Annotated in this window: 8 protein-coding genes; 4 read left to right on the top strand and 4 right to left on the bottom strand. The window is 42.8% G+C overall.

The window, feature by feature from the left end; genetic code table 11:
* Positions 1–135: 135 nt before the first annotated feature.
* The 3 genes from ACJJIV_RS14625 (at position 136) to ACJJIV_RS14615 (ending at position 2,791) form a co-directional block, all read left to right on the top strand.
* On the top strand, positions 136–339 hold the full coding sequence (locus ACJJIV_RS14625; RefSeq protein ID WP_444889452.1) for a hypothetical protein: 204 nt from the start codon (positions 136–138) through the stop codon (positions 337–339).
* A gap of 438 nt (positions 340–777) precedes the next feature.
* Entirely contained in the window at positions 778–1,569 is a 792-nt protein-coding gene (locus ACJJIV_RS14620) for a hypothetical protein (protein WP_444889451.1), read from the top strand.
* A 25-nt stretch (positions 1,570–1,594) separates the two neighbouring features.
* Positions 1,595–2,791 (top strand): hypothetical protein, encoded by a 1,197-nt coding sequence (locus ACJJIV_RS14615; RefSeq protein WP_444889450.1) that lies wholly within the window; start codon positions 1,595–1,597, stop codon positions 2,789–2,791.
* 802 nt (positions 2,792–3,593) lie between these two features.
* On the opposite strand, the gene ACJJIV_RS14610 is transcribed toward ACJJIV_RS14615, so the two are convergent.
* From ACJJIV_RS14610 to ACJJIV_RS14600, 3 genes are all read right to left on the bottom strand, one after another.
* Complete coding sequence (locus ACJJIV_RS14610; RefSeq protein WP_444889449.1) at positions 3,594–4,259, bottom strand: hypothetical protein; 666 nt, start codon at positions 4,257–4,259, stop codon at positions 3,594–3,596.
* Positions 4,249–13,923 (bottom strand): RHS repeat-associated core domain-containing protein, encoded by a 9,675-nt coding sequence (locus tag ACJJIV_RS14605; protein WP_444889448.1) that lies wholly within the window; start codon positions 13,921–13,923, stop codon positions 4,249–4,251. Before ACJJIV_RS14605 ends, ACJJIV_RS14610 begins: the two co-directional genes overlap by 11 nt.
* A 685-nt stretch (positions 13,924–14,608) precedes the next feature.
* Complete coding sequence (locus tag ACJJIV_RS14600; RefSeq protein ID WP_444889447.1) at positions 14,609–17,041, bottom strand: BamB-related PQQ repeat family beta-propellar protein; 2,433 nt, start codon at positions 17,039–17,041, stop codon at positions 14,609–14,611.
* 1,109 nt (positions 17,042–18,150) lie between these two features.
* Between ACJJIV_RS14600 and ACJJIV_RS14595 the strand changes: the two genes are divergently transcribed.
* On the top strand, positions 18,151–18,534 hold the full coding sequence (locus ACJJIV_RS14595; RefSeq protein ID WP_444889446.1) for a transposase: 384 nt from the start codon (positions 18,151–18,153) through the stop codon (positions 18,532–18,534).
* Here the strand turns inward: ACJJIV_RS14595 and ACJJIV_RS14590 are convergent.
* On the bottom strand, positions 18,524–19,573 hold the full coding sequence (locus tag ACJJIV_RS14590; RefSeq protein ID WP_444889445.1) for a serine hydrolase domain-containing protein: 1,050 nt from the start codon (positions 19,571–19,573) through the stop codon (positions 18,524–18,526). The genes ACJJIV_RS14595 and ACJJIV_RS14590 overlap by 11 nt on opposite strands.
* Between the last annotated feature and the right edge of the window lie 19 nt (positions 19,574–19,592).

Below are 19,592 nucleotides of genomic sequence, written 5' to 3'. Positions count from 1 at the left end.
TTCTATGGTGGGCTGTTTGGGGGACCTTGTGCCCGCCGTTCCCTTGTAGCGGTAGTTCCAACCCATACAGCCAGCCACCCAATTGAGATTGGAACCTCAAGGGCAGCGGCTCACCCAATATCAGGAGCCCAAGCCATGGCAAACCAAGCCCCAGTCGTATCTATCCCTCAAGCAGATAACTTCCTTGGTCGTTTAATCGATATCGCAAATCTCAGCCTGGAATCACTTAACAAGCTGCGCACTCTCTTCCAAAGCATCAGCCAGATATGCGAAAAGAATACCACCTGCCAAGAGCTGCAGTTATTGGGGCTTACCTTGCCGATGAATGGGCAAACCTAATCGACTGCGGGCGGGAAGACCTGGAGCGCCGGGAGAGGAAGCAGTAAGTACGAGAGTTCATAGGTCCAAAATATTAAGCAATTTTAGGTAAAATCAGGAGCGGTAGACTGAACAAGAATGTAGAAAAGTTGGTCCACCTCAACGATGTAACTACATTTATATACAGCTAATTATAACTTAATAAGAGTAGCAATTAGGGATTATTAAAACGATCGTACAAAAAATTTCTCATTACCGGCACTTCCATGTGACTAATATCTCAATTTAATGATAGATTTTTAATGTATCTAAAATATTCGTCGATTAGAATATTGCTTAGCAAGTACCCAAAGGATTTCTTCCAAAATGCTAGAGCGTTTGTTTGCTTCCCGTCGACACCCCTATATACCACATCGCAATGAGCGGGAGAAGATTTCCATTGATCTCTCAGGAAACCGCGTGGAATTTTTTCTCCCTCCCCATACTTGTCACGATAGCTTTGCAGAATTCAAATTGAACCATCCTGAAAAAATCAATATTTTTGACCGTAGTGATTATAATGATGATAGTGATTGCGAAGACATGGAGCGTGAAGGTGTTGCCAGGCAGTGCTTAATGGAACGAAGCTGGGAAATTTTTGGACCTATCTGGCGCAGCCGTCCCATTGGAACTATTGATTTTAAACTAATCTTAAATCGTCACGACACCCTACCCTACAGTATGAGCTGCTTAAATCCTAAGCACTTTGAACAGGTTGTTATGCGCTGCTTATATTACTGGGGCCCTGGCAACCCTAACGATCATGTACAAAAAGCTCCTGTTAATTGGAAACTCTATAAATTAGGTGAGGCTACAGCAATCTTTCTTGAGAGGCATCGCCTTAACCCTCCAGAAGTTCTAAAAAAAAACCCCCATCATGAAACCTACTTTACCAGTAGTTTCTTTATTCCCCTGGATAGAGCCCACTATCTAACGCTCAATTTTAGGTATCTAGGCTATGCCCCAGTTAAACACTGCTTAGTTGCTATGAATAGTATTCGCGATGCAGTTTGTAATAGCGTTAGCTTACAGCTTGGTATAGACATAAAAAAACAACTTGCTGAAGTACAACGACACCGACCCAACGACAAAGCTAGTACTAAACGTGAACTTGAGCCCTGGGTTTATCCAGAGTGGCACAGAGGTGGTGAGTTTGATGAAGATATAATTATTACCAAGCCCGGTAGCCCACCGCCAGCTTGGTTGGATTAATTTTTACATTAAGCAAGGACAAGCTATGAAAAACAATACACTTCGTTGGATTGCCGTTGTCAACAGCGGTGAGAGTCCTAATATCAACCGCAATGTATTCGTATCTTCACAATTGTACGACACTTGGATGACAATTAAGAATGAGTATATTGGCAACTACTATAAAACCAATTTAATAAGAGCTATCTATAGTTTAGCAACGACCCCCGGAGGTAGAAGTCTAAGTACTAAAAACTTAGAGATAGACGGAGCAAAAATTAATTACCTGATTACTCCGCAAGGTGATGTTCGCATTCACTTCCTTGCTGTCACCAGCGACAATACCTTAGATAACACAGATCAAAGCTCGGGGCTTTACCGGGTGAGAATAGATAGAATAACGCAAGAATGGACAACTGACTCTAGGCGATTGCGATTGATGGATTACAATCACCGTTGGAATAATGCCCATTACGCTGCAGTTAGTGGTTCGTTTGATGATAAGGAAGAGGCAGGCCGATTACTTATTAAACATATAGTGCCTGCCTACAAAGCCGCCCTAAACCCCAAGGATCTAAATATAGGGAATAAACACTACTCTCTATTTTGGCAAAACCGTGATCATTCGACCAAATCCAATAGTAGAAAACTTGCTGCACTTATCCAACAGGCACAGGCAAATAATGCCACCATCAACTGGCTAGTACACGGCGAAGGCGCTGGCACATTTGCTCAAGCTCTACAGCACCTGATTGAGCAGCCAAGCGTTTCTAGATTGGTTGCTATGCAAAATACCCTGGAGAATCAAAGCGTTTTCTTTTCTAATCCCCGAGGGAAAAACACAAAAGAGGAAAAACTCAAAGAGCTATGTGAAGCTGCGGGTATACGCTGGTTAGGATCAAAACATAATAGAATGGATTTAAAAAACCCCGATGCAAGACAAGCTGCGATAGATGGAGCTATGGTAGTTGGATCTAAATTTACTGTCGGCGGTGGTATAACAGGTGGCCTTCTTGCAGCTACCGGATTCGATAAAGTGGAGAAAGCGATAGCCTCTGTACACAAAACTGTTGATCTTCTTTCACCAAACTTAGCAGCGAACATAGCAATTATTAGTGGATTTGGTCTTTTGGGCTATATAGTGGGGAAGGACGCCAAAAAGCACACCAGCTCCTATATCCGAAATGTGTTCGGTGTTAAAGAAAACACCTGGGGCAATGGACATAAACACTGGGCTGGATAAATTTTCTTGTTTTCGGATAATAAGTTCAATTGGAAAGGGAGAGCTTAGCTGGCAAATTCGGCATCTCTCCCAACCAAGCGATTGGCCTTAACATGCTACTACCTACTAAGTGAGAAAGAACGAACGAAACCAGATTTACAACCTGAGAAGGCTGATCACTGCTAGAGGCAATTGCGGGGCTGCCAAAGGAACTCCCATCGGCAAAAAATAGGGAACTGTATATTATAATAGATAACAAAGTTCTCGCCTTGAGCAAGCTTACAAAACTAAGTATCGGCAAGTATAATGAACGCGTAAACTAAGCGATATCCTAAGTTAATAAATATATGTTTTTCCCCGGATAGAATTAGGCAAAATTATTAGTTATAGCTGAGTGTGAACGAGATAGAACATATAAAGATAAAAATCAAACGTCCACAAACAATCAGTATCTGTGAGCGCTTTCATAAAACCATTTTTCAAGAATTCCACTAACCTTCATTGCACCGCAAGATCTATAGATGAGCCTCAAAAGAATCTGAGCGAATGGCTCACATAACACAATAATAATCGCACTTATCAGGGCATAAATCTCGAAGGAAAAGCACGTAAACTGAATTTGACCTGACAGAGCACTTTCTGAAAAACCGGAAACTGCCAGATCAAGTCTGAACTACTACACCTTTACCAATTGCACTTATTATCCGAAACCAAGATTTATAGCACTGAACAATCCTTTGATAATTTAACACAAATAAACACTCAAAAAAAAACAAACTTTTATATCATTTAAAGATAAAGAATTCCTTTATCCACCTCACTTTTAATCCATTAGCACCTCAACACTTTCAACCATAAATCCAGAAATCTCATCAATCTCAAGAACAGCAACACATCTATAATTAGAGCTTTTTTCATTAGATAGTGAGAAATACATTAAGTATTTTAGATCATTCCTTTCCGACAAGTCACCCAACTCAACTTTTTTGAGAATTAGCATACCTGACTGACCACAAAACCTTCCCTGCTTACCAACTCTGTTTTTTATTTCTTTTTTTCCGTCAAATAATTTAACGATTATTTGATCGCTCATAAGATTTGCAATATAGATAAGATTACTCGCCATAGAAAAATGGCCGCAATCATTTGATTCAAATGCATAGCCTGAAACATCCAACAACCCAAAGAAAAATTCATCTTTCTTTTGGTCGTAAATTCTTTTTTCAACTCTCCCATAACAAACTCTAGACCCCTTTAATTTCCTTGGTGGAAATACAGCTGCTTTTACCTCTAAATTTTTTCCGCTTAGGGCGCCACACCTCACAACAATAACATCATTCATCTCTAAACTTTGTCTTACATATGAGTCGATCTTACCACAACTCAAATTATCAAAATTAGACAGAGCACTGCTACTCTGCCCAACCATAACAATTGCTATTATTGATAAGTATTTTAGAAAGGTCTTAATAGATCTATCACTCCGCATAATAATATTTCTCAATCAACTGGATATGTTTTTTCTGAAGAACTCCAATATTGTCATAACTCATTAATGCATTATTGCCAGGGTTGAAATGGTGGAAACCAAGATTGTGACCAAACTCATGAGGTATTGCATACGGATCCCAAAATGCACTGACATCATCAATAAAGATAGTACTTCCTCCAAGAGTTCCACATGCATAATCCAGGCTGCATTGCCCTCTTTTAATATGTACGTCACCTCTAGAATCAGTAAGAGTGAAATCAATATCCAATGTATGCTTCACTCCATTCTCATCTACATATGAGCCTTGGTAAATATTCTCTAAACTTTCCACAGCAGTATCCCCATACTTGCTTAAATCCCAAGACATTGATACTTCGATATCACCTTCAGTTCTAACTTCTACAATATTGCCATTTTTATCTGCAATCTCTGTATGCGATATCCTAGATGCCAACCTTCTATTTTTTATCATTTCTTCTTCATTAATATCTTTAGCTGGACCACGACCAGCATTGGGAGGACTCTTCAAGTTCGAAGCCTCTATTGCGACAGAGAACGCAGCATAAGCTGCTCCACTTGCAAACTTTCCACCCGTCGCTTTCGAAACGGTACCCGCAATAGTAATCCGTGCAACTGCTTTTCCTACATTTGCCCAACCCCCGTTTGCTTCCAGCTTTAATCCAGGTGCAACAGCTGCACCAATACCCGCACTAACAAAGCCATGCCCAAATTTTCCACCTTGGAGCACACTTGTTATCCCTCCAACAACCCCTGAGGCGAGTACTTGTACCCCAGCACTATCAATACCAGGGATAACCCCTTGTACAATAGCTGCAAATGCAGCGGCAGATACTCCCTGAATAAATCCGGCTTTAAGGGCATCCTTAAAGCTGGCCCCCTGCATCATGGCATCTACGAAGCCCGCTGCCCCCATTATTAGCCCAACCGCGTACCACTTAATACCTTCTGCTACAGCAATATATAGCATTGCCCCCAGAGTAAATACAAAATATCCACTGGGGTCAGTTGCATTTAAGGGATTATTTCGTACGTAGCTGTAGCGGTTAAATATTTGTGAGTCTGTTGCCGCTTGTATAAATGGGTCTGCCTGTAAAAAACGGCCAAGTTTCGGATCATAAATCCGTCCATTCATATGAATCAGTCCGACTTGATCCAACATTTCATGACCGGTATAGCCCCGGGTAGTAATACCGGTATCGAAGCCACTCAACTCCTGCTCTAATAACACACTCCAATCAAGACCGTTTCTTCGCTGACCCCAAACATCAAAGCTGTACAGGTGTTGGTTACCAACAGAGGACCCGGAGATTTCACCCTGGGAATTGGTAATTACATCTAAAGACCCTAAGTGATCCTTATGAAGGTACTGTGTTTCTCGACTGGTACCCCCTCCAGAGGATTCCACACTCATAGTAACCAGCGTACCACCGGGTAAGTAGCGCTTGATTTCCCTATCGCCATTGGGCTTTGTTATTTTTTCTACACTACCGATATACCGGGTTTCTGTCACACCACCACTATTGTCAGTATCTATACGAAAATAGCGACTGCGGCTGGGACCATATTTGAATTCAATACTGTGGCCATCTTTGGCAATATATTTAGGTTTATCGAACGTGGTGTAGCGAATGGTTCTGCCATCACCAGTTTGCATATTTCCATTGGCATCATAAGTATAATTGGTTTGAATTCCGTCTCGGCTGGTCTGGCATAGTGCGTGAGGACCAGCGGCCTTTGCACAACGGGAATCATCGCCATAATAGTAGTTACCCACGTCAGACTTATAGGTGATATTTCCGAGGATATCGTACTGTACTGCTTGCGCAGTGCGGCCGGTAACCTGAGCACTTTTTAATCGGTTGAGGTCGTCGTAATCGAAGTCCTCAAACAAATCTTTGGTTCCTGATTGGTCATGGCGGTAATCTAAGTTCCCCAGGCTATCCCAGGCGTAGGTTTGATTCTGGATCTCGAATACACCACCCGATAAAGCACCTTGATGCAGAAGCCGCCCTGTCGCAGGGTCATAGGTTCGTGAGGTTTCCACTCCATTGCCATTTTGATACCTAGTAACGTTGCCCCGCTCATCCATTTCCTGCACTGAGTAGAATTTCTGTGCAGCTGCCAGGTTAATATTTTCACCATCGACAACTTCTTTCAGGTAACCGAAGTCGTTATAACGATTTTCGATAGCACTGGAGCGCCAGGTTCCGTCACCACCAGCATCAAATTGCTGGAAGGACCGGCTATAGGCATCGTAGGTGATTTTTTCATAGTGATCATCCCCGGTATTAAGGATATCAAAAGTCGTCACCTGATCGCTGGGGCGGCCATATTGATCATACCCATGGATTTTTGCAAAGCCGGAAATACTGTCTATGACATACTCAAGAGCACCTGGGGGAACATTACTCCAGCCAGAACTATTGTTATAGGTCCAGATTATTTCCCCTTCTATGCAAGAAACATCATTGCAGGAATCATTGAGGTAATCTTTACGACTAGTTTGGCGGCCCAGGAGATCGTATGTATTAACTGTCAGCTGACCTTTAGCATCCTTTTGCCAAATCAGCTCACCAAACCCATTGTACCCATACTGCCAGTAACCCTTATCTGGATCTCGCATTTCAGTCTTGCGGCCCAACAAGTCATACTTAATTTCAGTAATCAGATTATGGGGATCAGACGGAGACCCCAACTTGTGTACATAGCGCAGGTTCCCCTGGGCATCATACTGATACTCCAATCGCCCACCCAGATTATCCACTACTGTGATCAGTTCACCAATAGCGTTCTTGGTTTCAGTTTTGCTTTGTCCCTCTGGATTAAGGGAGACGGTAGTGAAGCCCTGGTAGTCGATATAAAGGTCGTAACTGGTTCCATTGTTATTGTTAATACCTGGAAGATCTGTACCGACTAACCGACCGATCAAATCGTAAGTCATCTTGGTCCAGTATTTTGTGCCACTTCCAGCTTTGTATGGCTCTGATTTGCGTTCTACCAAACCACGGGCATTATATTCCGTGTCACTATAAACCCATTGCCCATCAAAGCCGACGGTGCCACTACGTGTTTCCCGCGCTAACTTATCGAAGCAAATAATTGAGCTGGCTCCCCCCCCTTTGGTAACATTCTGTTGGTACATACTACCGGTTGGACAATGTTGTGAGGCTGCCGATAGGAGAGTAATGGTATTCGCACCTGTGGGACTATGGTCGAGGTATTGTCGACCAAAAGGATCGTATTCCAGAATATTCTTATGGTCACTACCAATCAGAGCCATTCCCTGTACTTCAGTTGGTAGACCCAATTGATTTCGGGCAAGTACTTTAGAAGTAATTTGGCCTAAGCTGTTTTCTTCACGATCAAGGTAACGACCACGATTATCGCGATAATACAAGCGAGTGCTGCGTTTAGGTTCATCGACAACACTCTGCTCGACAATAATTTTATTACCAAAATTGTCATAGTCATAGTGGGTGGCCACCTCAAAAACTGGATCACCAGGCTCAATGAATTCATCTTTAAGTAGACCTGTTCGATGGTCCGAAGACTCGTAGTAGTTAAAACTACTAATACGTGTTTCAGTATCCGACCCCATCCCGGCTATTGATCTTGAGTGCTCCACCGTGGTTTTCGTTAAGCGACCCAACTCAGCAAAGCCATTCAAAATACGGTTAGTATTTGGGAAGCTAAATGTCCCTGGACCATACTCATTGGTGGTAGCGGTGACGAAGCGATCTCCATTAGCTGCCTCAGTGGTCACATTGATTTGTAATGGGTTGCCATAATCATCATAGCTATTATTCGTAGTAACGGTTTTAAGTAGTGCCCCCTGGCTATTACCCTCATTCTCTATCTCATAAGATCTTTCCACACTTGTTGCAAGGATAGGCTGTAATGGTCCTAATTCAGCTGTACCATTTTCGCGTGCAAAATCTCCCCAGCTACCCTGCCAATTTTTAAGCTGCCAGTTGTTATAGGACTCACTGATAAGAATACCGTTGCCACCATTCGGTACTTTAACTTCAGTACGCTTTGGATATCCGGTAAAGGGAAAATCCTGCTCGTAATAGGTGGTAGTTTCTACACCTGTTTGGTCATCCACGGTGCGCAATTGAGCAAAGCCAAGCAGACCACGTCCCCCAGCCTGCATTTTAGCCTGTGCGTAGTAATAACTAATACTACTCTGAGCATTGATGTTATTACCTATAGGAGCATCACTATTAACGTGGGTGACCACAAACATGGGCCCCATTAATTCAAGAGTCGGTGAGAGCTTGCCCAGACGCTGATCACCCTGCCATTGATCATTCAGAGCCGCATAGAAGCTTGCGGTATCTGCCACTGTAAACTGCCCACACCATTTCAAATCAACTTCTGTTTCATAAAAGCAGCGATCCTCAACGGTAGAGCCCACGGCTAAGCGAGCATAGTGGCCACTATTACTTAATGATCCATAATTAATATCAGTTTCTGCACCCAGGCCATTGGTTATCTTTTCAATAACATTGACCGGCACTCGGAAGTCGGTCGCTGGATAAAGATAAGCCATATCCTCCTCAATACGCAGATAATCAGTAACACCATCACCGTTCATATCTACAAATATGTGCGCAGCATGGGCACTACCCGTGGTCTGTAGAAAATAATTCGGAGCACTAAATTGCTGATCAATGCTACGCCAACGACGTACATACAACCTGGCTATATCTTTATCATGCCATACTAAGTCAAGTGCACCGTCATTATCGTAATCAAACCACTGTAGTTGCGCCTTTGCTGGCATTTTACCAAGCTGTACCTCTTCTGTAAGGCCCTGGCCAGTGCTCAAGCTATAGCTATATTCTGAAACTTCATCATCAATATTACCTAATCTACCTTCAAGTAATACATCAGCTAAACCATCTCCATTGATGTCGGCTATATGAAGTTTATGTAGTAAATCATTGTGACGGTCTAGAGCGGTAGCATCACCTTCGCGGTTTTTAGATTTAAAATCACTATCTTCTTGCTGGTAATCCAGCACCTTGCCTTGATTAACTAGTGAGTATCCAGAATCATCATCTCCATCAAGGGTTACTTTATAGGCACGGCTATACTGCTTTAACAGGACTGAGCCAAATCCACTACGTACTACCTTTGTATGCCATAGAATTAGATCCACGCGACCATCGTTATCAAAATCTCCAGCAGCATTGGGGTCTAAATAAAATTCAACACCTCCTGAAGTTTGATCATCCCAGCTTTCTAGTCCTTGAAGAGTAAAAGATTGAAAAGAGCCAAAGTGATAATAGTTATTAGATGAAGGAGATTTATCTGGATCGTATTTTAATGGGTAAAAACCATTGGACGATACTGCATCCGTGAGACCATCACTATTAATATCAAGAAAGCGCAGATCTTCATCGGTTAAACCTTGCAGGTCTATAGCTGCACCGCTCAGATTCCAATTACCACTCGCATCTGGTGCAGCCAGCACAACACGCCACTGATCAACATTGCTCGCATAGTAAGCCAAGTCCGCACGGCCATCTAAGTTAAAGTCCAATATTTCCCAACGGAAGGGATTACGTACATCTGCATTATTTTGTAAAATTGTTTTTTCTTCCCCAAACCCATCTTCGCTAGCAAGTACATACTTGAAGATTTGATAATCAATTTTTCCATCTTCATCCCAGTCTGGTTCCAACCAAATAATATCCTTGCGCCCGTCTCCATTGATATCGGCAGGTCTTGCTCCTACGGCTGTGCGATCTGATTGGGAGCTGAGTACTACTAAATCTGTCGGGCTGCTTGCAATACTGCCAGGCACTGGCAATCGCCAATCAAACTTGGTGTATGGCTGGCAAACACTGTAACTACAAAGTCGAATTTTTTCCAAGCGACTGGCCAGGTCCCTGGGGTCATCCAGATAATCAAATTCGTAACTATGTACTCCCTGTAAATTGCTATCTATACGGTTGTAGACATTAATGCGAGTCATTAACTGGGTATTTTCAAGTAAATATCCAGCCAGATATCCACTTATAGTGTCCGTGCGGTTTATATACTCGAACTCTACCTTGGCACCAGCGCTACTGCCAGAGCCGGTATAGCCATAAGAAATTTCGCGAATGCGGTGTCCACCACCTAGTTCGTAGGCAAATTCTATAAGGTTACCTGCGCTATCTTCCCTGCGGCTGATATTCCAGGAGAGGGTATTCGAGCCAAGTTGCTGTTGTGATTTATTGCCACGCCCGTAATAACTAATAGATCCATCCTTACGCTCCACTGTGAAGTAGGCCGGATGACCAAGAGAGCCACCACGCGCAACCACCCGAATAAAACTGTCTATTTCGGTTTGATAGACGCTTTCTGGAGCACCATAGCTACCCGATACCACCAGTAGTCTCTGGCCATCCAGACAGAAACGGTCCTGATTACTCCAAGTGATAGGTTTTGCCTGGCCATCCTGAGTCAATGTTTGGCGGCAGCGGCTAATGGCGGAGAGCCCCGTAAGAGTCCAGCCATGGCCAAGCAGTCCATTACCATTCTGGCTTGAGTAATTGAGTGATAAATCAGGAGAAACTCCCGCAGTACCTGGAGGCAAGCTCAGTGGAATTTGATACGTAGCTGCGCCAGATTCATTTACACGGAACTGCCCAGGAAGACTGCCAATTTTTCCGGAGTTAACGATGTCACCAGCAGGCACCGTGGGTTTACCCGCAGGTTCCGGAGGAGTATTAGTTACTCCGTAGTAGCAAAGATTAGCGCAGGGATCGATATTGGCATTGAAAGCCTGCTGATTGGTAATGCCATCACCATCTGCATCTGTATCTCCACTCTCAGTCGAGATATCACCGAAAAAGAGAATTTCCCAGTAATCCGGTAAACCATCTTGATCACAGTCTGTAGTCTCAGGCGTTCCTTCTGGATCATCACATGCGAAAACTGCCCAGGAATAATCCTGGGTATAAAAGTAATCAAAGGAATTTCGCAATACCGAGTAAGTAGCTTGTACATAAGCTTCGGACTGAGCAAATGCTATTGCCACTTCAGCTGGGGTCATGCCCCCATTCATTGCATCAAGTAAACTGCCGCGAGTATAAGAAGTTCCGTTATATACGAATGCGGGCTGATCCATGCCCGGAAATGCACGGCCATAAAGTGCATCCACAAAGGCTTCATTGGTTATAAGTGGAGGAAAGTTTGATTTTCCAGTATCGGATTCCAGGAAGGCACTGGCCACTTCCTGTGGACTGGCTCCATTCAATAAGGCGTAAGTCCAAAAAGTGAGTACATCCCGAGACAATGACAGTGGTGGTTGTAACAGTAACCGGTACAGTCTCGCGGTAATCAGGTATTCTGGTTCGTTGATATCTGCCGGCTGCCAGTTGAGATCTTCAATAGTATCCTTGAGTAAGGAATTATCCATACTTTCCCAACTCAGCTGATCGACCCCCAGTATTCCACGCCCCAGAGCATAAACTTGATCACTACCAACAGTAGTGTAATAAAGGATACCGTTACCCGCCAACACAGGCGTTTCTGCAACACCTGCACCGGCATTATAAGTCCAACGAATTGCACCGTTTTCGGCTTGCACGGAGTAAATAAAACCATCCATGCTACCGAGATAAATATTCCGATCCTCATCTTGTACCACAGAAGCATATATGTCTCCGCCAGTTGCTAAGCGCCACTTTTGCAGACCAGAGGAACTCAATGCATAGAGGCTGTCATCAAGTGAACCCACATAGATGTGGCCACTAATAGCATCTACGGCAGGAGTTGCTTTAACCAAATCTTCGGTAGCAAAGGGCCAGCCGGGTACAGTCGAGCCATCTTCTGGATTGATGGCAAATACTTTATTACCCGAACCAACATAAATAATGCCATTGGGACCCACAGTTGGCCCCGACTCGATTCTGCTTAATCGCTCTACTTTATCATTAGCAAAAACATCAACGCCCGCGCGCGCGCTATTTGCATTCTCGGCGGACACACGGATGCCCCGGTCTGAAAGAGCCATCTCCATCAAGTCGCTGAGAACAATAGTGGCGTATGTTGCTGGATCCTGATCAGTGGGGGGGTGCCAAGTAATTTGCGAACTGCCGGCTGGATAGACTTGTTGATCTCCGTTTTTACGATCAGTCAGAGTAATTATCGTATCGAGGTCAATACCACTACCTTGTAATTTTATAGTGTTACCATTAGGTATACCGTTATACAGTACCGGCGATAACACATCTATGCTGACATATTCTCCGTTACTACAGCTGTGCTCGGCATTACAAGCTTGAACCTGATAACTATAAGTACCCGGGTCGAGAGTTTGTAACGAAAATTTAGGTTCAAATCCAGAGTCTTCAGAATGCGTGATTCGCCCTAGCTCAGTCCATGGACTAGAAGATTCAATGCCTCCAGCCTTACCAAATACTCGATAATCCTGTGGTTTGTAGCCTGTGACTACCGGATCCCATTTCAGTGTATGACTGCCAGTGAAATCAAAGCTGGTCAGCTTTGGAGTAATTGAAAAATTCTCTGGAGTTAAAGGTGAATACTGTACCCACTGAATTGTAAATACTGGACTCCAGTTATTATCATCACCACTGCATCCAACTTCATATCTACAGGCACCCACTCTATATTGATAGGACCCATGAAGTAATGGAGGAATCAAAACTGAGAGAGATTCAGGGGGGTTGTGCCAGGTTGAGTCAGTAAAGCTACCATTCACGCCTTCTTGTAATACGTAATAATCGGCATCCGCGACCGGGCTCCAAGTGATGCTAAAACTGGCACCAGTGATGGCATCTCCATTATTGACAGGGAAGGTGTCTCCTTCCAGAGTCATACCTGTGACAGATAAGCTTGTAGGTGGCTCGGGGGGATTTAAGTGAGTAACTGATTTCGGTTGGAGATAACTTTCAGCCTCACCACCTTCATTATCCTTGGCACGGACACCAAAAATAATTGAATCTCCCGACGGTATCGGAACATTCCAAGGCTGTGGGCGCTCCCAAATCTGAAACTGGCCTTGATCGCCAACATAAACTCCATTACCAACTTCTGCGCCATCAATCAGAAAGGTTACTTCGGTAATATCCTCGTTACCGTCTGGATCTTGCACCAAAGCACGTAGAGTTAAAGGGTTACCCTCAATGATTTCAGAGGGAAGTGCCACTTCATCGATCAGTACAATCGGATCAGAATTTTCAGCAACAGTTAGCGTGTGTCCAGTAATCTCCGAGACATAACCATAAATATCCCTAACCTTTAATTTCAGCGTACCCGACCCTACTGCATTAAATGACGGGTTTAAATAAAAACATGAGGAGTCTCCAGAACAATCCCCTGCACCAGCATCGGCCTGGCCGAGATCGGTAGTGCCATAGTAAAAATTTGCCGAACTAATACCGTTAGGATCTGTAGCTGTAGCCCGCAGGGTTCTAATCGTACCAGGCCTAATTGTTATAGCTTGTGTTGGATCTAGGAACTGCCCAGCAGCTGCAACATTTAGAGGTACATGAATGGTCTTTATATTACTCCAGCCAGTGCCGCACTCCAATTTATTACAAGCTATAACTCTATATTCGTAAGTAAATCCTTGATCTCGTGTATCTCCATTAGTAGTAAATTGCCGTATTTCACCCGACACCTCCCCTTGCACCTGCAACCAATTTCTAGTAATCGATCCATCTTCATCTTTAATACGCTCTTCAACCCTATAGTAGGAAACATCACCAGAAGGAAGTCCCCACTCGACTATATAAACACCATCAAGGTCAAAATTAGCCGATGGCTTATTGACTACGGGCGTACCCGGTCTTACTAGAATATCAACAATAACAGAGGCTATTGTTGTTGTTGTTGTGCCCCCCTGAACTTGCCAAGGCGGTGGATTATTTCCGAAGGGTACAGCATAAACACGCCTTGAAATCTCGGCCCGATAACTATATGACCCATCATTTCTTTGAATATCAAAAGTTGCAACCGTACTACCATAGCTAGATTTGGTTCTAATGGTACTATCAATTGGCTGTTCTCCACTTCCATTTTTGCTCTCAAAGAGTTCTATTGTGTTCTCCCATCTGCAATTAAAGGCTTGAAGGCAAGGAGCTTGTGAAGGCATTGTTGGTGATGTAATTGTAACTGAATAACTTCCATCAATACTTTCTGCACCATCGTCAATCACTATAGAATCTGCGGCTAAACTATATACTGAAAACAAAATCAGAAAACTGGCAATAAAAAATTTTATGCATACCACTAAAGGAACTTTCTTTTTCATAACCATTGCTCAAGACGGTTAATTATTTATTAAGTAGTTTACCGCTTGAAAATTATTTCAACGCTTTACTCCAAAGCACCCTACTTCCCAAATTACTATCATCAAAAGAAAAGGAGGGAATCCCAGTTGATACTTCCAGTGCAAACAGAATCCCACCTGTCGTATATAGAATTATTTTTTCATTTATAATAACTGGCTTAGACACTATCTCTGGCTTATTTGGCAAAGTCGCACCCCATAGAAGATCACCAGAATTAATATCTAGAGAATAAATCTCCCCTGTCAGAGTCGCCACATATACATATCTTTTATCATCACTTACCAAAGGTGGAGCAATCACCGCGCCCGAAGTCTCATGAGCCCACAGAATAGTGCTATCCGGGGATAAAGCGTATACCATACCTTTACCACCCCCCCTATTAGATCCAACAAGAATCTTGTTATTAAGGATGCTAGCCTTACCAACAACCACACCAACCTCTTCAACTTTCCAAATAACTTGACCACTGGCAGCGATCTTATAAAACTTGCCATCAAAGGCCCCAACGTAGGAATTTCCATTATCATCCACAGATAGGGAACTTATAATTTTATCCTGAATTGGCCTTACGTCACTTTCCCAAAGTACTGGCGGGGATTTTGTATCAATAGCTACATCGACTGATTTACTTTGCTCACCAGCTGGACCACTAGCCGTTAATATAAATTGGGTATTCAAGGATAGGGAAAACTCTAAACTGCCGCTTTCCGGTAAATTATCAATGGGATCCATACCCGTATTTGTTTCCAGTGAAATTGATTCAGCCCCTTGCACTTGCCAACGCAGTTCAATTTTCTGGCCTATCTCATTTATACTGGACGGAGATGCTTCAAATTGATTTATTACAATTTTAGGGTAGCTTGTATCATCATTTGGGTCGGTACCAACTTTTAGCTCTTCACTATCGCTGACACCATCACTATCACTATCCAGTTGTGATAAAGCACAACCGTTGTTATTAGATTCTTCGTTAATAGGAGTATCAGTACAAAGATCCAAATAATCAGCAATACCGTCACCATCAGTATCCACGCTGACATTAATAGCAACCTGCTGCTCATTTCCCGCTAGATCAAGTATTTTTGCCTCTATGGGTACGGCAGCGGAAGTTGGTAAAGGTGAAACCAAGCTACATAAAGCCGTTTCTCCGTCTAGCTCACAACCAGAAATACTTACACCATTAACCAATACCTCCAGGCTGCTCTCATCTAAACCCAAATTATCACTTAGTAGAAGGCGGACTTGAGGGAGAACATCAGTAAGCAGTGCATCGCTACTACTAGGTGATACAAATGCTACTTCTGGTGCAGTCTGGTCAACATTGACAATATTGTTCCACTGAGTGGTATTACCAGCTTCATCTTCAATAACTACACTGATTACCTGGCCCTGTCCATCTGCGAAAACAGTTTCTTCCTCAGGACAGGATACCACTCCGCTTAGATTATCTTGACAGCTATAGGTAAACGTAACCGGAGACTTATACCATCCAGCTTCATTTATTTGTGCGGAAGCTTGACTACTTATAACCGGAGGAGTTTTATCAGTACTTAATATAGTGGTAGATACTGTTTCATTTCCGGCCTTATCCTGGGCTACAGCATTGAATATTTGACTATCCCCCTCACTCGTAACATAGATTTTCTCATTACATTTATCTACTCCACTGAGCTGATCCGTACAATCAAAACTCAAAGTTACATCGGTATTATGCCAACCCTTTGAATTTGCAGAAGGTATAATTGTTTTATCGATAGTGGGTACAGTGGTATCGAGATTAATGGTTACTTCTGTACTACTTGTATTTCCAACGTAATCGACAGCAGTTCCTACTATTGCCTGACCGCCCCCATCTTCCGCTATGATTATTGGTTCAGAGCAACTCTGCACACCGATATCGTCAGCACAAGAAAATGAAACTGTAACTGGAGTATTGTTCCATCCATAATCATTGGCAATTGGGTTAGCTGATGCTTCAACGGTTGGAGCTATAGAATCCACAAGCTCAAACTGTACGATGTACATCCCATTTTCATATGCTGATATATCTAGCTCTATTGAATTTTCTTTTAACAATGGAACCATACCAATTTTTATCATATACCTAGGGTCACCTTCCTCCCAGCTAAGCACTTCTACGCCATTAACTTCAATTGATCCGCTTGGAGACTGCCCTAGATGATGGGTAGACCCATCACGATATACAATAAGCTCATAGTTACCTGCAATGGGAGCCTCAAAGGAAAACTGTTCATTTTTTGGTTCTTGAGAGTCGGCGATTATCTTGTGTTCATATACACGTAATTCTTTAGCATTAACCTTTGAGAAGGAAGCAAATAAAAAAACAAAAAAAATAGAGAGAAACCGCAAAATTTTACTCACCCCCAAAAGACTACGTACACTTAAAAAAAGCAATTTCGTACCACTTATGCGAGCTCGTAGCATCATCAATTCCTAGAGTTATAATTCACAGAACCCTACAGCCCTGACTATTTTTTAAATTATTCACACGCCTGGCCTTTTCAAGCAACATCAAAAGTCAATTCCTAAGCACTTTTTGGCGCACATATAAACATCAACAAAAATATAGTAATTAAACCGAGAAAAAACAAACACGCGTAAAATATAAGGTTATTGAAGTAAGGGTATAATAATGGCACCATCGTTTATACTTAACCTATCCACAAGCAAAAAACACTTGACAGAAAATTCAAACCTTTAGAAAAATCTCCCTTACAGACCACATGTGTAAAGCATGACAATATTACCTCCTGTAATTTTTTCCACCTCCCATCTATAAGAATAGCGACTTCGTATAGCTCATATTTAATCCCTCTATCCAACCAACTGACTAACTAATATCAGGATAAACTCATAATACTAGAATTAGTCGACCCCTAATTATGCGAAACCACTAATACTTAAAACCGAAAAATCTTCACAACCCACATTCACATCTGACATAAAACTGGGAGTGAGTTAAATGTGTCAAACCAACCTCAAAATAAAAAAGCACATATAACTAGCTAACGAGCTCATATAAAAAACGCCAAAAATTTTTGACTTCACATTTACACCCCACCTAACACATTCAAAAAAACCTTTAACTGCAAGCAAAAATACTAGAAGCTGTTTCATAATTTGAAATCAGTTATTCTTTCGACCTCAAGGAATGATAAGACAAGTAAGTGTAAGTAGATTTAAGTCAGAATTAACCGACGCTCAATGGAAATTGATTGAGTCTTGCCTTCGCCAGCTAAAACGTGGAAAAGGTGGTCCCAAACTCATTGATAACCATGCGTATCTTGTGGATTTTGCGCTCAGGAGCACGATGGAAAGATCTTCCCCAATCTTACCCATCACCGAGTACCTGCTAGGCTTCAGTTTTGGGAAAATCAAGGAGCTTGGTTACAGGCATGGAGAAGATTCTTGGAGCCGTTGGATCAACAGTCTTTGCTTAACTGGGAGGAGATCTTTTCTGATGGCGGCTTTGCACCAGAAAAAAAGGGGGCTTCGAGGTCGGGAAAACCAAGAGGGGCAAGGGTTAAAATTGGATGGTGGTGGTCGATGGCGAAGGTATTCTACTGGGAGGCACCATTACTTCGGCCTCACCAGCAGAAGTAAAGTTATTACACCCATTAAATAGAAAGATTCATCGCTTAGTTTATGATAAAGCAGCGGACTCTGATCCTCTTAGAGATAGTCTGTTGAGTCGTGGAATCGACCTTATCTGTCCACACAGGAGAAATAGGAAAAAAGCCTCGAGGCAAGATGGTAGAAAGCTTAGAAGGTATACTCGCTGTTGGAAAGTTGAGCGGACTTTTACTGGTTGGGAAATTACCGCCATTTGGTTGTTAGATGGGAGCGATATTTGTCCACTTATCGTTACTTTCCTTTATTGCATGCATGTTAATTACCTTAAAGAAGTTATGAAATAGCTTCTAAGTATTTCTTGTTGCCAACCTTCAGAGGGGTTCGCCAGAAGAAATAACCATAGGAGAAATTGGTGTAGTCAAATTCATCATCTGTAGGAACAGCCACTTTACCAGTAGCCTTGGCAATATACGCCTCCGGTATTAACTGGTGGCCATTCCATTTTCCCTTATTAAGTACCAAAGTACCCCACTTAACCATACTGCGAGATGTCATCATGGCTCTTGACCCAGCCTGGGGCACGCCGCTTACGGCCTCCTTCCAGTGATAGATGTCGATCCCCATCTTTTCCAGTAGCTCTTTTTTAATAAAGTCACTCGCTGAACCAGGGACTACGGCATCCAGAACCAGCATTGCAATCATTGGGTCAGAGCCTTGGTATAAATAGGTTTGCGATTCTGAGGTTATCGGTTTGCTATGGCTCAAATAGATTTGAGCCAGCTTTTTCCCTGTTAACTGCTCTTTGTTTTCCAGTAAGGCGCTCAGTTTTTCCTCTTTAATACGAATTCCTGACTGAATGCTCATGGTATGATTCAATGTAACAAGCTCTGCGCCTTTAACAAGCTGCTTCCGATCCAACCCTTTTAGAAAGGAAATGACAGGCTTGTCCAAGTCTGCCATGGTCAAATAACCTAACTGTATCGCCCGACCAATTGCCAGGGCTGTATAGGCCTTGGTGGCAGATGCTTGCGGGTAAGGCAAGTTTACACGTCCAAGGGAATAGTAGGATTCAAAAACCAGTTTGTTATTTTGGGCGATAAGCAGGCTATCGTAGGGGGTGTGTTGGTTATCCGCTATTTCCTGGGCCAGCTGTTGCAAGCTCTCTTTGATTTTATCTATCTCACCGACTGGGATACCATCTTCTCTATCCGTTGGAGCTGTATCAATAAATGCTTTTTTTAGCTTTGGCGTGGATCTCTCTAGGCTTGGGAGGTCACTACGATAGTCGGCCATATTTATTTCTGGTGCCTGTAAGTCTCCCGCGCCTGCAGTGGCGCTTATGCCGTACAATAGGCCGATTGTGATTAGCTTCTTAAAAATCATCTTATATCCTTAATTTAAC

The sequence above is a fragment of the Microbulbifer mixtoriginis (SeqCode) genome, assembly GCF_052466765.1.
Note: the sequence above shows the minus strand (reverse complement) of the source record. Positions and strands in the feature narration are given on the sequence as shown.